The sequence below is a fragment of the uncultured Piscinibacter sp. genome, from assembly GCF_937952055.1.
Taxonomy (GTDB): Bacteria; Pseudomonadota; Gammaproteobacteria; order Burkholderiales; family Burkholderiaceae_C; genus Piscinibacter.
Genome location: NZ_CALFYO010000022.1, coordinates 138,175 through 152,779 on the forward strand (window position 1 = coordinate 138,175; position 14,605 = coordinate 152,779).

The 14,605-nt window shown below is 68.1% G+C and carries 13 protein-coding genes; all 13 read left to right on the forward strand.

All coding sequences use genetic code 11. From position 1 onward, the window contains the following. Window positions 1-96 precede the first annotated feature (96 nt). The 13 genes from Q0599_RS19490 to Q0599_RS19550 all read left to right on the forward strand — a co-directional run bounded on the left by Q0599_RS19490 (window position 97) and on the right by Q0599_RS19550 (window position 14,588). Entirely contained in the window at window positions 97-1,335 is a 1,239-nt protein-coding gene (locus Q0599_RS19490; protein WP_298833182.1) for a branched-chain amino acid ABC transporter substrate-binding protein, read from the forward strand. 104 nt (window positions 1,336-1,439) lie between these two features. Next, a complete protein-coding gene (locus Q0599_RS19495; RefSeq protein ID WP_298833185.1) occupies window positions 1,440-2,468 on the forward strand; it encodes a branched-chain amino acid ABC transporter permease in 1,029 nt (342 codons plus the stop codon). 4 nt (window positions 2,469-2,472) lie between these two features. Beyond that, window positions 2,473-3,765, forward strand: coding sequence for a branched-chain amino acid ABC transporter permease (locus tag Q0599_RS19500; protein ID WP_298833188.1), 1,293 nt, complete (start codon window positions 2,473-2,475; stop codon window positions 3,763-3,765). Beyond that, entirely contained in the window at window positions 3,762-4,538 is a 777-nt protein-coding gene (locus tag Q0599_RS19505; protein WP_298833196.1) for an ABC transporter ATP-binding protein, read from the forward strand. The genes Q0599_RS19500 and Q0599_RS19505 overlap by 4 nt, the downstream gene beginning before the upstream one ends. Before the next feature lie 2 nt (window positions 4,539-4,540). Further along, window positions 4,541-5,236, forward strand: a complete 696-nt coding sequence (locus tag Q0599_RS19510; RefSeq protein ID WP_298833317.1) for an ABC transporter ATP-binding protein — start codon at window positions 4,541-4,543, stop codon at window positions 5,234-5,236. A gap of 112 nt (window positions 5,237-5,348) precedes the next feature. After that, window positions 5,349-7,442 carry a 3-hydroxyacyl-CoA dehydrogenase NAD-binding domain-containing protein gene (locus Q0599_RS19515; protein ID WP_298833198.1) on the forward strand — a complete coding sequence of 698 codons (2,094 nt, stop codon included), beginning with the start codon at window positions 5,349-5,351 and terminating at the stop codon, window positions 7,440-7,442. Window positions 7,443-7,449: 7 nt separating this feature from the next. Then, window positions 7,450-8,031: a phosphohydrolase gene (locus tag Q0599_RS19520; protein ID WP_298833200.1), complete on the forward strand. Its 582-nt coding sequence runs from the start codon at window positions 7,450-7,452 to the stop codon at window positions 8,029-8,031. 17 nt (window positions 8,032-8,048) lie between these two features. Next, window positions 8,049-9,224, forward strand: coding sequence for an acetyl-CoA C-acyltransferase (locus Q0599_RS19525; RefSeq protein WP_298833202.1), 1,176 nt, complete (start codon window positions 8,049-8,051; stop codon window positions 9,222-9,224). A gap of 10 nt (window positions 9,225-9,234) precedes the next feature. Further along, complete coding sequence (locus Q0599_RS19530; RefSeq protein WP_367180972.1) at window positions 9,235-10,134, forward strand: haloalkane dehalogenase; 900 nt, start codon at window positions 9,235-9,237, stop codon at window positions 10,132-10,134. Further along, window positions 10,131-10,577 carry a PaaI family thioesterase gene (locus Q0599_RS19535; RefSeq protein ID WP_298833204.1) on the forward strand — a complete coding sequence of 149 codons (447 nt, stop codon included), beginning with the start codon at window positions 10,131-10,133 and terminating at the stop codon, window positions 10,575-10,577. The genes Q0599_RS19530 and Q0599_RS19535 overlap by 4 nt, the downstream gene beginning before the upstream one ends. Further along, complete coding sequence (locus Q0599_RS19540) at window positions 10,574-12,418, forward strand: acyl-CoA dehydrogenase (RefSeq protein WP_298833206.1); 1,845 nt, start codon at window positions 10,574-10,576, stop codon at window positions 12,416-12,418. The genes Q0599_RS19535 and Q0599_RS19540 overlap by 4 nt, the downstream gene beginning before the upstream one ends. Before the next feature lie 2 nt (window positions 12,419-12,420). Then, window positions 12,421-12,618 (forward strand): hypothetical protein, encoded by a 198-nt coding sequence (locus Q0599_RS19545; protein WP_298833213.1) that lies wholly within the window; start codon window positions 12,421-12,423, stop codon window positions 12,616-12,618. After that, window positions 12,615-14,588 (forward strand): M3 family metallopeptidase, encoded by a 1,974-nt coding sequence (locus Q0599_RS19550; RefSeq protein ID WP_298833216.1) that lies wholly within the window; start codon window positions 12,615-12,617, stop codon window positions 14,586-14,588. The genes Q0599_RS19545 and Q0599_RS19550 overlap by 4 nt, the downstream gene beginning before the upstream one ends. Window positions 14,589-14,605: the final 17 nt, after the last annotated feature.

Here is a 14,605-nt window from a genome sequence, read left to right on the forward strand (position 1 = left end):
GCGTTCGGGGTAGTCCCTAAAACCCGACGAAGGGTGCTTCCGTTACCGTCCGAGGGCTTTGTCCCCGATGGACACATCTGACTTCCGGAGAGCTCGATGAACTTTACGAAACACGTCCTCGGCACCCTTTGCGGTGCGATGGTGATGACCGGCGCCGCCTGGGCGCAGAAGGGCGAGACAGTCAAGATCGCCTGGATCGACCCGTTGTCGGGCCCCTTCGCCAACATCGGCCAGAACAGCCTGAAGACGTTCCAGTTCGTCGCCGAGAAGCTCAGCGCGAACAACCCGGCCGGCGTCAAGTTCGAGGTGGTCTCGTTCGACAACAAGGCCTCGCCGCAGGAAAGCCTGACGGTGCTCAAGGCAGCCATCGACCAGGGCATCCGCTTCGTCACGCAGGGCAACGGGTCGGGTGCGGCCGGCGCCATCATCGACGCGATCAACAAGCACAACGAGCGCAACCCCGGCAAGGAGGTCGTGTTCTTCAACAACGCCGCCGTCGACCCAGATCTGACGAACAGCAAGTGCAGCTTCTGGCACTTCCGCTTCGACGCCGACACCTCCATGAAGATGGAGGCCTTGACGACCTACATGAAGGACGAGAAGAACGTCAAGAAGGTCTACGTCATCGGCCAGAACTACGCCCACGGCCACCAGGTCGCCAAGTTCTTCAAGGAAGCGCTGGCGCGCAAGCGCCCCGACGTGGAGATCGTCGGCGAGGACCTGCACCCGATCGGACAGGTGAAGGACTTCGCGCCCTACATCGCCAAGATCAAGGCCTCCGGTGCTGACAGCGTGGTCACCGGCAACTGGGGCACCGACATGTCGCTGCTCATCAAGGCGGCGAAGGACGCCGGCCTGGATGCGAACTTCTACACCTACTATGCCGGCGCCAACGGCTCGCCCTCGGCGATCGGCCCGACGATGGACGGCAAGATCAAGTTCGTCTACATCGGACACGCGAACATCCCCGAGCTCGCGAAGTGGACGCATGAGTTCCACGACAAGTTCAAGGAAGACCTGTCGCTGCTGTCCACGCTGCACGTGCTGCCGACACTGGCCGCGGGCATCGCCAAGGCCAAGTCCACCGACCCGGTGAAGGTCGCCGCCGCGATGGAGGGCCTGACGGTGAAGAGCTTCTCGGGCGACGTGACGATGCGTGCCGCCGACCACCAGTTGCAGCAGCCGCTGTACATCGCCACCTGGAAGAAGATCAGCGACCCGAAGAAGCAGTGGAACGCCGAAGGCACCGGCTACACCTGGGTGCAGAACAAGGTGTTCGAGCCCTACGTGTCGAGCACGCCCACCTCGTGCCAGATGAAGCGACCGGGCGCCTGAGCGTCTGAGCTTCGACAGGCCCGCCGGAGCCCTCTCCCGCGGGCCTTGTCTTTCCCGACCCGGCCTGGCGGCCTCACGGCCGTCGCCACGATCCCCTCGCGGCCTTGGACCAACTCCTCATCAACCTCCTCAATGGCATCAGCTCCGGGCTGCTGCTGTTCATGCTCAGCTCGGGCCTCACGCTGATCTTCAGCATGATGGGCGTGCTGAATTTCGCGCACGCTAGTTTCTACATGCTCGGTGCCTACTTCGCCTACACGCTCACCGGCGTGGTCGGTTTCTGGGCGGCTCTGTTGTTGGCGCCGCTGCTGGTGGGCGCTTCCGGCGCGGTGTTCGAACGCGCCATCCTGCGCAAGGTGCACAAGTACGGCCACGTGGCCGAACTGCTCGTCACATTCGGGCTGTCCTATGTGCTCTACGAACTGGTGCAGCTGATCTGGGGGCGCACTTCGGTGCCGTTCACGCCGCCGCCGGCCCTGCAGGGCACGGCCTTCACCATCGTGCAGTCGTCGGCCGAGTCGATGCGCATCGTCGCCGGAGTCGCGCCCGAGGCGATGTGCAAGGGCGCAGCGGACGTGATCGTGCAGTGCTCCCGCTTCCCGCTGAACCGCGCCTTCCTCGCCGTGGTGGCGCTGTTCATGCTCCTCGGCCTGTGGCTGCTGCTGACGCGCACGCGCATCGGCCTGGTCATCCAGGCCGCGCTGACCCACCCCGAGATGGCCGAATCGCTGGGCCACAACGTGCCGCGCGTGTTCATGCTGGTGTTCGGTGCGGGCTGCGCGATGGCCGGCCTCGCCGGCGTGACCGGCGGCATCACCTTCGTCACCGAGCCCAACATGTCGAACATCGGGCCGATCATCTTCGCGGTGATCGTCATCGGTGGCATGGGCTCGCTGCCCGGCGCGTTCGTCGGCTCGCTGCTCATCGGTCTGCTGCAAACGCTGCCGCTGACGGTCGACAAGTCCCTCATCGACATCGGGCAGGGCGTTGGATGGACGATCGGGCCGGACAGCCCGATCTATCCGATCGCCAAGATCACCCTGGCGCAGACCGCGCCCATCCTGCCCTACCTGCTGCTCGTGCTGATCCTGATCCTGCGACCGCGTGGCCTGCTCGGCTCCCGAGAGGACTGAGGCCATGGCCAACAACGTCTACCGATTCAAGCCCTGGAACGTCAGCCGCTGGCTGATCTGGGGCCTCTTCGCGCTGCTGCTGGTCGTCGCGCCGCTGGCCTGGAAGAGCAGCCTGGGGCTGACCATGCTGTCGCAGATGGGCATCGCGATCATCGCCTGCCTGTCCTACAACGTCCTGCTGGGGCAGGGCGGCATGCTCAGCTTCGGCCACGCGGTCTACACCGGCCTGGGCTCCTTCCTCGCCATCCACACCTTGAATGCGGCGACGGCGGGCGCGCTGGCGGTTCCGGTCAGCCTGATCCCGATCGTCGGCGGCCTGGCCGGCTTCGCCTTCGCCGCGCTGCTCGGCTTCGTCACCACGAAGAAGTCGGGCACCACCTTCGCGATGATCACGCTGGGCGTGGGCGAACTGGTGTGGTCGATGTCGTTGATGCTGCCGGAGTTCTTCGGCGGCGAGGGCGGCATCTCCGGAAATCGCGTGATCGGCAAGCCCGTGCTGGGCGTCAGCTTCGGCCCGCAGATCCAGGTCTACTACCTGATCGCCCTGTACGCCTTCGTCTGCACCGCGGCGATGTTCGCGCTGACACGCACGCCGCTGGGACGCATGCTCAACGCGGTGCGCGACAACCCCGAGCGAGTCGAGTTCGTCGGCTACGACACGCAGCAGGTGCGCTGGCGCGCCTTCATGATCTCCGGGTTCTTCGCCGGCATCTCGGGCGGGCTGGCGGCGCTGAACTTCGAGATCGTCACCGCCGAGGTGGTTGGCGCGGCACGCTCGGGCGCCTACCTGCTGTTCGTGTTTCTGGGCGGCGCAACCTTCTTCTTCGGGCCGATCATCGGCGCGGTGCTGATGGTCATCGGCATCGTGCTGCTGTCGGAGTGGACCAAGGCCTGGCTGTTCTATCTCGGGCTGATCTTCCTCTTCATGGTGATGTATGCGCCAGGCGGCGTGGCCAGTCTGATCATGATGAACCTGCGTGTGGCTGCCTTCGGCAAGCTGCGGCGGCTGTGGACCGCCTACCTGGCGCTGGGCGGCGCCGGCATGACACTGCTGCTCGGCGTGGCGGCGATGATCGAGATGGTCTACCACGTGCAGCTCAACGCGGCGCTCGGCCCGACGATGAAGTTCCTCGGCGCGTCGCTGAACACGTCCAGCGCCGACACCTGGTTCGGCGCAGTGTTCGTGGTCGTGACGGGCGCGGGACTGTTCGAGCTCGCGCGGCGCAGCTTCGTGCGCGAATGGGGCGAGACGCAGGGCGAAATCGAGAAGGAAATCAAGCGGAGGGAGGCGCTGTGAGCTTCGCCGTCGAACTGAGGGACGTTCGCAAGAGCTTCGGCAAGACCGAGATCATCCGTGGTGTCAGCCTGTCGGTGAAGCAGGGCGAGCGGGTGGCCATCATCGGCCCGAACGGTGCCGGCAAGTCGACGCTGTTCAATCTGATCAGCGGCCGGTTCCACGCCAGCAGCGGCGACATCCTGGTCAGCGGCCAGTCCATCCTCGGCCGCAAGCCTTTCGAGATCAACCGCATGGGTCTGGCGCGCAGCTTCCAGGTCAGCAACCTGTTCACGCGGCTGTCGGTGTTCGAGAACATCCGCTGCGCGGTGCTGTGGTCGCGCGGCTACCGCTACTCGTTCTGGCGCTTCCTGGCCGATGCCAAGGACGCCAACGACCGCACCGAAGAGGTGCTGAAGATGATCAAGCTCGACAAACGGCGCGACGTGCTGGCGATGAACCTGACCTACGCCGAACAGCGTGCGCTGGAGATCGGCATCACCATCGCCGGCGGCGCCGAGGTGATCCTGCTCGACGAGCCCACGGCCGGCATGAGCCGCAGCGAGACGACGCGCTTCGTGCAGTTGATCCGCGAGGTGACCGAAGGAAAGACGCTGCTGACCGTCGAGCACGACATGGGCGTGGTGTTCGGTCTGGCCGACCGCATCGCCGTGCTCGTCTATGGCGAGGTGATCGCCTTCGACACGCCGGACGCGGTGCGCGCGAACCCGCGCGTGCAGGAGGCCTACCTGGGTTCGGTGCTGGCCGAAGCGCAGGCGTCGGGGGCGGCAGTATGAGCCTGCTGACCGTCGACAACCTGCACGCCTACTACGGCAAGAGCCATGTGCTGCACGGAGTGCACATGAACGTGCAGCCGGGCGAGATCGTCGCGCTGCTGGGCCGCAATGGCTCGGGCCGTTCGACCACGGTGAAGGCCATCATGGGCCTGGTCGATGGCACCGGCTCCGTGAAGTACCGCGACGAGGAGGTGCTCGGCCGCAAGTCCTTCGAGATCGCCCACCTGGGCCTGGGCTACGTGCCGGAGAACCGCGACATCTTCCCCAAGCTCACGGTGCACCAGAACCTCATGCTCGGCGAGAAGCGTGGCAAGAAGCAGCCGCGCTGGACCTTCGACGACATGTATCGCCTGTTTCCGCGCCTGAAGGAGCGGCAGCACACGCAGGCCGGCGTCATGTCCGGCGGCGAACAGCAGATGCTGACGCTGTGCCGCACGCTGATGGGCGACCCCGACCTGATCATGATCGACGAGCCCACCGAGGGCCTGGCGCCGAAGATCGTCGAGCTGGTCGCCGAGTACCTGAAAGAGCTCAAGGCGCGCGGGGTGTCGGTGCTGCTGGTCGAGCAGAAGCTCACCATCGCGCTGGAGATCTCGCAGCGCTGCTACGTGATGGGCCATGGCAGCATCGTCTTCGAGGGCACGCCGGCCGAACTGCGCGGCAACGCCTATATTCGCAAGGAGTGGCTGGAGGTCTGAACCTCGACGCGCTGTCACGGCAGCGACAACGGTGCGGCTTCCCGCCATCCTAGAATCGAACGATCGTTCTTTTCTGCTCCATCCCCTCCCTCCCGACCGAGAGGAACTCCGCATGACCGCCACCTACCAGACACGCGGCGACGTCGCCGTCATCACGCTCGACAACCCACCGGTCAACGGCCTTGGCTACGAGACCCGCCTGGGCATCGTCAACGGCCTGGAGAAGGCACTCGGCGACGACGCGGTCAAGGCGATCGTCGTCACCGGCGCCGGCAAGGCCTTCTCGGGCGGCGCCGACATCCGCGAGTTCGGCTCGCCGAAGGCGATCGCCGAGCCCAACCTGCTGTCTGTGATCCTGGCGCTGGAGGCGTCGACCAAGCCGGTCGTCGCCGCGGTGCACAGCGTCGCGATGGGCGGCGGCCTCGAGCTGGCGCTGGGCTGCCACTACCGCGTGACGGCGCCGGGCGCGCAGATCGCACTGCCGGAAGTGAAGATCGGCCTCATCCCGGGTGCCGGCGGCACGCAGCGCCTGCCGCGCGTGCTCGGCCTGGAGAACGCGCTGAACATGATCGTCAGCGGCGAGCCGGTGGCCAGCGAACTGCTGGCCAAGGCGCCGGGCCAGAAGCTGTTCGACCGCGTCGTCGAGGGCGACCTGATCGAGGGTGCGATCGCCTTCGCCCACGAGGTCGTCGACCGGAGGCCGCTGCCGCTGGTGCGCAACCTCAAGGTCGAGCATCCGAATGCGCAGGCCTACCTGCAGTTCGCGCGCAACACGGTGGGCGCGATGGCGAGGAACTTCCCGGCGCCGCCGAAGTGCGTCGATGCCGTGGCCGCGTCGACGACGATGAAGTTCGACGAGGGCATGAAGGTCGAGCGCGAGCTCTTCATGAACCTGATGCTCACGCCGGAGTGCAAGGCGCTGCGCCATGCCTTCATGGCCGAGCGCGCCACGACCAAGATCCCGGACGTGCCGCCCGACACGCCGGTACGCGCGGTCAAGAAACTGGCTGTCATCGGCGCCGGCACCATGGGCGGCGGCATCGCGATGAACTTCCTCAATGCCGGCATCCCGGTAGTCATGCTGGAGATGAAGCAGGAGGCGCTGGACAAGGGCGTCGCCACGATCCGCAAGAACTACGAGGCCCAGGTCAAGAAGGGCAAGCTGAAGCAGGACAAGTACGAGCAGCGCATGAGCCTGCTGAGCACGACGCTGAAGTACGACGACCTGAAGGACGCCGACATGGTCATCGAGGCCGTGTTCGAGGACATGGGCGTCAAGGAGCAGGTGTTCAAGACGCTCGACGAGGTGATGAAGCCCGGGGCCATCCTGGCGACCAACACCTCGACGCTGGACGTCAACAAGATCGCCTCGTTCACGAAGCGCCCGCAGGACGTCATCGGCACGCACTTCTTCAGCCCGGCCAACGTCATGAAGCTGCTCGAGGTGGTGCGCGGCGAGAAGACCGCCAAGGACGTGCTGGCCACCGTCATGCAGCTGGGCAAGAAGATCAGGAAGACCTGCGTGGTCTCGGGCGTGTGCGACGGCTTCATCGGCAACCGCATGATCGAGCAGTACTCGCGGCAGGCCGGCTTCCTGCTCGAAGAAGGCTGCACGCCGGCGCAGGTGGACAAGGCGGTCGAGAAGTTCGGCTTCGCGATGGGCCCGTTCCGCATGGGCGACCTCGCCGGCAACGACGTCGGCTGGTACATCCGCAAGCGCCGCTACATCGAGAAGCCGAACCTGCGCTACAGCAAGACCGCCGACCTGCTCTGCGAGATGGGCCGCTTCGGCCAGAAGACCGGCGCCGGCTGGTACGACTACGTGGCGGGCAAGCGCGACGCGCTCCCGTCCAAGCTGGTGGAGGACATGGTCGCCAAGCACCGCAGCGAGCTCGGCATCACGCCGCGCAAGATCTCCGACGAGGAGATCGTGCAGCGGCTGGTTTTCGCGCTGGTCAACGAGGGCGCGCGCATCGTCGAGGAAGGCATCGCGCTGCGCGCGTCCGACATCGACATGGTCTATCTCACCGGCTACGGCTTCCCGCTGTTCCGCGGCGGCCCGATGTGCTACGCCGACACCGTGGGCCTCTTCAACGTCGTGCAGGCGATGAAGCGCTTCGCGAAGAACCCCAACGACGACGCCAAGTTCTGGGAGCCGGCGCCGTTGCTGGCCAAGTTGGCGGCCGAAGGCAAGACGTTCAGCTGAGGCCGCCATGAGCGAACGGGCCACCTTCACTCGCATGGAGGAAAGCACGGCGGAGGACTGGCGCAGGATCGCCGGCGAGTACGCGCCATTCGTGAAGGCGCTGCCCGACCGGCTGATCGCGCACCTGAGGCTGCTCGAAGGCGACTACGGCGGCTTCCCGGTCGACCGCTACACGCACTCGCTGCAGACCGCCACGCGCGCGCTGCGCGACGGCCGCGACGACGAGTACGTGGTCTGCGCGCTGCTGCACGACATCGGCGACACGCTGGCGCCCTTCAACCACTTCGACGTGGCCGCGGCGATCCTCAAGCCGGTGGTCAGCGAGTCCAACCTCTGGATGGTGCAGAACCACGGCATCTTCCAGGGCTACTACTTCTTCCACCACCTGGGGCTGGACCGCAACCTGCGCGACCAGTTCAAGGGCCATCAGCACTACGAGCGCACCGCCGAGTTCTGCGCGCTCTACGACAACCCGGCCTTCGACCCGAAGGCCGAGACCTTGCCGATCGAGGAATTCGAACCCCTGCTGCGGCGCGTGTTCGCCCAGCCCCGCAACAGCATCTACAAGGCGGCGATGCCCGCCGCCTGACCGACAGGAGTCTTTCCATGACCAACGCCGTGATCGTCTCGACCGCCCGCACGCCCCTGGCCAAGAGCTGGAAGGGCGCCTTCAACATGACCCACGGCGCCACGCTGGGCGGCCATGCCGTGAAGGCCGCCGTCGAGCGCGCCGGCATCGCGCCGGCCGAGGTCGACGACGTCATCATGGGCTGCGCCAATCCGGAGGGCGCCACCGGCGCCAACATCGCGCGCCAGATCGCGCTGCGCGCCGGCCTGCCCATCACCACCAGCGGCATGACGGTGAACCGCTTCTGCTCCAGCGGCCTGCAGACCATCGCGCTGGCCGCGCAACGCATCATCGCCGGCGAGGGCGACATCTTTGCCGCCGGCGGCGTGGAGAGCATCTCCTGCGTGCAGAACGAGATGAACAAGCACATGCTCGCCGACCCCTGGCTGGTGCAGCACAAGCCCGAGATCTACTGGAGCATGCTGCAGACCGCCGAGCAGGTGGCCAAGCGCTACGGCATCGCGCGCGAGCGCATGGACCAGTATGGCGCGGCCAGCCAGCAGAAGGCCTGCGCGGCGCAGGAAGCCGGCAAGTTCAAGGACGAGATCGCACCGATCACCGTGATGGCCGGCGTGGCCGATGCGCAGCTCGGCCTGCGTACCAAGGAAGTGACGGTCAGCGCCGACGAAGGCCTGCGCCCCGGCACCACCTACGAGGCGGTGGCCGGCATCAAGCCGGCGTTGCCCGGCGGCGTGATCGCCGCGGGCAATGCCAGCCAGTTCAGCGACGGCGCAGGCGCCTGCATCGTGATGGACGAGCGCCTGGCCGAACGCAAGGGCCTGAAGCCGCTGGGCCGCTTCCTCGGCTTCGCGGTGGCCGGCTGCGAGCCCGACGAGATGGGCATCGGACCGGTGTTCGCGGTGCCCAAGGTGCTCAAGCGCCTGGGTCTGACGGTGGCCGACATCGACCTGTGGGAGCTCAACGAGGCCTTCGCCGTGCAGGTGCTGTACTGCGCCGACACGCTGGGCATCCCGATGGACCGCCTGAACGTCAACGGCGGCGCGATCGCGGTGGGCCACCCCTACGGCGTCAGCGGCCAGCGCCTCACCGGCCATGCACTGATCGAAGGCAAGCGCCGCGGCGCCAAGCGCGTGGTGGTGACGATGTGCATCGGCGGCGGCATGGGCGCAGCGGGCGTGTTCGAAGTGCTCTGAGCACGGCGGCATGAATGCGCTGCGCACGCCCGAGGCACGCTTCGCTGGCCTGCCGGGCTACGGCTTCGCGCCGCACCACCTCCAGGACCTGCCCGGCTTCGAGGGGCTGCGGGTCCACTACGTCGACGAGGGGCCGCGGAAGGCGACGGCCACGGCGCTGTGCCTGCACGGCAATCCGGCGTGGAGCTACCTGTACCGCCACATGATCCCGGTGTTCGCGGGCGCGGGGCTGCGGGTCGTCGCACCGGACCTGATCGGCTTCGGGAAGTCGGACAAGCCGGTGGATGAGGCCTGGCACACGTTCGAGCGGCACCGCGACATGCTGCTGCGCTTCGTCGAGCGGCTGGACCTGCACAGCATCCTGCTCGTCTGCCAGGACTGGGGCGGCCTGCTCGGCCTGACCCTGCCGATGGACCTGCCGGGGCGCTTCACGCGGCTGCTCGCGATGAACACCGCGCTGGGCACGGGGCAGGTGACGGAGGGCTTCCGCCAATGGCGCAGCTATTCGAACAGCCAGACCGACCTCCCGGTCGGCCGACTGATCCAGCGCGGCAAGCCGGACATGAGCACGGCCGAGGCTGCCGCCTACGATGCGCCGTTCCCGGATGCGAGCTACAAGGCGGCGCTTCGGGCCTTCCCGAACATGGTGCCGGACGGCGAGGACGCGCCCGGCGCGGCGATCAGCCGCGCGGCGCGCGCCTTCTGGCGTGAGCGCTGGGACGGGGCGAGTTTCATGGCCATCGGCATGAAGGACCCGGTGCTCGGCGAGGTGCCGATGCGCGCATTGCAGGCCGTCATCCGCGGCTGCCCGGCGCCGATGGAGGTGGCCGAGGGTGGGCACTTCGTTCAGGAGTGGGGCGCGCCGATCGCCGCGGCGGCGCTCGCGCACTTCGGGCTGTCGGCACCATGAACGCCGTCGACCCGGCCGCCTTCCTCGCGATGGGGCGCGAGATCCTGTCGCGCCAGCCGTTCAGCGTGCTGCTCGGCGCCGAACTCGCTGCGCTGCAGCCGGGGCGCTGCGAACTGCAGCTCGCGGTCACCGAGCAGTTGAAGCAGCACCACGGCTTCGTCCACGGCGGCGTGGTCAGCTACCTGGCCGACAACGCGCTGACCTACGCCGGCGGCACGGCCCTGCAGGTGCCCGTGGTGACCGCCGAATTCAAGATCAACTATGTCCGCCCCGCCGCCGGCGAGCGCCTCGTAGCACGCGCCCGGGCCGAGCATGTCGGGCGGACGCAGGCGGTGTGCCGTTGCGAGGTGTTCGCTGCCGTCGGCGACGATGAGAAGCTGTGCGCGATCGCGCAGGGCACGATCGCCCGCCTGCCGGACGCCGCCGCGAAAGGGGTGTCATGAGCTACCGCGAGACCGCCGACTTCCTGCTCTACGACTGGCTCGACGTCGAGTCGCTGCAGCAGCGCGAGCGCTTCGCCGAGCACAGCCGCGAAACCTTCGATGCGGTGCTCGACATGTGCGAGAAGCTCGCAGCCGACAAGTTCGCGCCGGCGAACCGCCTCGTCGACACCGAGGAGCCCTGGTTCGACGGCGAGAGAGTGCACGTCCCCGAAGCGTCCCGCGCCGCGGCGCGGGCCTATGCCGAATCCGGCATGCTGGCCGCCGCGCAGGACTATGAGTACGGCGGGATGCAGTTGCCTTGCGTGGTCGAGATGGCCGCGCACGCCTTCTTCTCCAAGGCCGGTATCGGCGTCGGCGGCGCCGGCATGCTGACCAGCGGCAACGCCAACCTGCTGATGGCTCATGGCACGCCGCTGCAGCGCGAGGTGTTCGCGAAGAACGAGTTCGCCGGTCGCTTCTTCGGGACGATGTGCCTGTCCGAGCCGCAGGCCGGTTCCAGCCTGTCGGACATCGTCACCCGCGCCACGCCGGACGGCGAAGGCTTCGAGGCCGATCCGCTGGGCCCGCGCTACCGCCTGCGCGGCAACAAGATGTGGATCAGCAACGGCGAGCACGAACTCTCCGAGAACATCGTCCACCTGGTGCTGGCCAAGATCCCCGGGCCGGACGGAAAGCTGGTGGCAGGCACGCGTGGCATCTCGCTGTTCATCGTGCCGAAGAAGCTGGTCGATGCCGGAGGCCGGCTTACCGGCGAGCGCAACGACGTGGCCCTGGCCGGCCTGAACCACAAGCTCGGCTACCGCGGCATCCCGAACACGCTGCTCAACTTCGGCGAAGGCCGCTACCCGGTGCGCGGATCCGCGGGCGCGATCGGGTACCTGGTCGGCCAGCCCGGCCAGGGGCTGCGCTGCATGTTCCACATGATGAACGAGGCGCGCATCGCGGTGGGTCTCGGCGCCACCATGCTTGGCTACGCAGGCTACGAGGCGAGTCTCGACTACGCGAAGAACCGGCCGCAGGGCCGGCCGATGGGGCCTTCGGGCAAGGACGCCACGCAGCCGCAGATTCCCATCATCCGCCACGCCGATGTCAAGCGCATGCTGCTGGCGCAGAAGAGCTGGTGCGAGGGCGCGCTGGCGCTGGCGCTCTACTGCGCCAGGCTGGTCGACGAGCTGCACACCGGCTCGCCCGACGCCGCCGCGCAGTCCGGACTGCTGCTGGAAATGCTCACGCCGATCGCCAAGAGCTGGCCGAGCGAGTGGTGCCTGGAGGCGAACAGCCTGGCCATCCAGGTGCACGGCGGTTATGGATACACGCGCGACTTCCCGGTCGAGCAGTACTGGCGCGACAACCGCCTGAACATGATCCACGAAGGCACACACGGCATCCAGGCGCTGGACCTGCTCGGCCGCAAGGTGCTGATGGACGGCGGCAAGGGCCTGCAACTGCTCGGCGCGCGCCTCGATGCCACCATCGATCGTGCACTGGCCGTGCCCGAGCTGGACGGGCTGGGCAATGAACTGGCCGCGGCATGGGCCGAGGTCGGCCGCGCCACCCAGGCCGCCTGGGCCACCGGCAACCCGGAGGCGGCGCTGGCCAACGCGGTGCCCTATCTGCAGGCCTTCGGGCACACGGTGATCGCCTGGATCTGGCTCGACGTGGCGCTGTGCGCGCAGGCGACGCTGGCGCAGGGTGGTGCGGATGAAGAGGCCGCCTTGCGCGGCAAGCTTGCCGCCTGCCGCTTCTTCTTCCGTCACGACCTGCCCAAGGTGGCGGCCTGGCTGCAGGTGGTGGCCTCGCGGGACGACACCTGCCGCACGATGGACGAGAACTGGTTCTGAGCATGCGCGCCTCGACGCTGGAGACCTGGGTCTGGGTGCTGATCTACGCGGGGCTGCTCGCCGTGGGCCTGGGCCTGGCGCTGCAGCGGCAGGGCGATGCCGCTCTGGGCTGGACCTTGGTCGTCGCCGGCGGGATCGTCGCCGCGCTGGGGGTGGTGCTGATCTGGGTGCGCTCGCGCATGAAGGACGACAGGGGATGATCGCCCTACCGTGGCGCCGGCTCGTCGCGCTGGCGGTGGTGTTGTTCACGCAGGCGGCGGCGGCGCAAGTCTACGAGTTCCCTCGCTACGACAGCGCGACGCAGGTGGGCGCCGACTGCGAGCGACTGCTCGCCGATCTGAAGCAGCGTGCCCGTGACATCGAGACGCTGCCCGAGGCCGGGGCCGACGTGCTGGGTGCGCTCGATGGCCTGATGCAGCGCGTCGAGGACACCATGGGGCCGCTCTGGCTGCTGCCTGCCGTGCATCCGGACAAGGCGGTGCGCGACGCCGCCGACGCCTGCGACCTCGCCTACCAGGGCTTCAGCACCGCCTTCCTGCAGAACGCCAAGGTCCATGCACGACTGCAGCAGGCCGCCGTCGCCGACGACATCGACCGCCGGCTGCAGCGCGAGCAGCTCGATGCCTTCGAGGACTCTGGTGTCGCTCTGCCGGCAGCGGCGCAGCAGCGGGCGCGGCGCATCAACGCCGAGCTGACGCGGCTCGCGCAGGACTTCGACCGGCGCATCCGCGAGAGTCGCGACGTGGTGGCCTACGACGAGGACGAGCTGGAGGGCGTGCCCGTCCCCGTGTGGAAGAACGCCCGGCGCGACGCCCGAGGCCGCGTGCTGCTGGGCCTCGACTACCCGACGGCCGAGCCGGTGATGCAGCGCGCGCTGCGCGAGCGCACGCGCGAGCGCATGTGGCGCGCGACGATGCGCCAGGGCGGCGCAGCCAACCTGAAGACGCTGGAGCGGCTCGCGCAGCTGCGGCGCGAGTACGCGAAGCTGTTCGGCTTCGACTCCTATGCCGACTTCGCGCTGCGCCGGCGCATGGTGGGCAGCGAGGACCAGGCGTCGCGCTTCCTCGCCGAGGTGCAGCAGGCGGTGGCGCAGCGCGAACGCTCCGATCTCGCCCTGCTGCGCGAGGCCAAGGCGCAGGCGACGCAGCAGCCGCTGCAGGCGACGCGACTGCAGCGCTGGGACGTGATGTACTTCATCGAGCGGTTGCGCGGGCAGCGCTACGCCGTGGACCAGGAAGCCTTCCGTCCGCACTTCCCGCCGCAGCGCAGCCTGGAGTTCGTGTTCGCGCTGTCGCAGCGCCTGTTCGGCGTGCGCTTCGAGCCCGTCGCGCAGACGCTGTGGCATCCGCAGGCGCAGGCCTACGCGGCGCGCGACGAGAACGGTGCCTTGCTCGGCACCCTGTTCGTCGACCTCTACCCGCGCGCCGACAAGTACAACCACGCGGCTGTCTGGTCGTTCCGCAACGTCTCGACGAAGGCCGGCCGGCTGCCGGCCGCGGCGCTGGTGGTCAACTTCAACGACCAGGGCCTGACGCTGGCCGAGCTGGAGACGCTGCTGCACGAGTTCGGCCATGCGCTGCATGCGCTGCTGTCGACCACGCGCTATGCGCTGCAGGGCGGCACCAACGTGCAGCTCGATTTCGCCGAGGCGCCGTCGCAGATGCTGGAGGACTGGGTCTACGACCCGGCCGTGCTGGCGCTGTTCGGCCGGATCTGTGCGGAGTGCCCGCCGCTGCCGCGCGAGCTGATCGAGCGCGCCGATCGGGCACGCCACTTCGCCAAGGGCATCGCCACCGCGCGGCAGCTCGTCTTCGCGCGCTACGACCTCGCGCTGCACGGCCGCCGCCAGGAGGAGCCGATGCGCCTGTGGGCGCGCATGGAGGGGGCCACGCCGCTCGGCCACGTGCCGGGCACGATGTTCCCGGCCAACTTCAGCCACGTGGCCGGCGGCTACTCGGCCGGCTACTACGCCTACATGTGGAGCCTGGTGGTCGCCGAGGACCTGCGCACCGCCTTCGCCGCCGACCGTACCGACCCGGCCACCGGCCGCCGCTACCGCGACACCGTGCTCGCCCAGGGCGGCCAGGTGGCGCCCGAGGAACTGGTGCGGCGCTTCCTCGGCCGGCCCGGCAACCGCGATGCCTTCTTCCGCAGCCTCAACCAGCAGTGACCCCATTCGATACCGGA

Excerpts from the sequence above, each read along its gene's own strand:
- Q0599_RS19490 (WP_298833182.1), top strand. The coding sequence starts at position 97 with ATGAACTTTACGAAACACGTCCTCGGCACCCTTTGCGGTGCGATGGTG.
- Q0599_RS19500 (WP_298833188.1), top strand. The coding sequence starts at position 2,473 with ATGGCCAACAACGTCTACCGATTCAAGCCCTGGAACGTCAGCCGCTGG.
- Q0599_RS19515 (WP_298833198.1), top strand. The coding sequence starts at position 5,349 with ATGACCGCCACCTACCAGACACGCGGCGACGTCGCCGTCATCACGCTC.
- Q0599_RS19520 (WP_298833200.1), top strand. The coding sequence starts at position 7,450 with ATGAGCGAACGGGCCACCTTCACTCGCATGGAGGAAAGCACGGCGGAG.
- Q0599_RS19525 (WP_298833202.1), top strand. The coding sequence starts at position 8,049 with ATGACCAACGCCGTGATCGTCTCGACCGCCCGCACGCCCCTGGCCAAG.
- Q0599_RS19530 (WP_367180972.1), top strand. The coding sequence starts at position 9,235 with ATGAATGCGCTGCGCACGCCCGAGGCACGCTTCGCTGGCCTGCCGGGC.
- Q0599_RS19535 (WP_298833204.1), top strand. The coding sequence starts at position 10,131 with ATGAACGCCGTCGACCCGGCCGCCTTCCTCGCGATGGGGCGCGAGATC.
- Q0599_RS19540 (WP_298833206.1), top strand. The coding sequence starts at position 10,574 with ATGAGCTACCGCGAGACCGCCGACTTCCTGCTCTACGACTGGCTCGAC.
- Q0599_RS19545 (WP_298833213.1), top strand. The coding sequence starts at position 12,421 with ATGCGCGCCTCGACGCTGGAGACCTGGGTCTGGGTGCTGATCTACGCG.
- Q0599_RS19550 (WP_298833216.1), top strand. The coding sequence starts at position 12,615 with ATGATCGCCCTACCGTGGCGCCGGCTCGTCGCGCTGGCGGTGGTGTTG.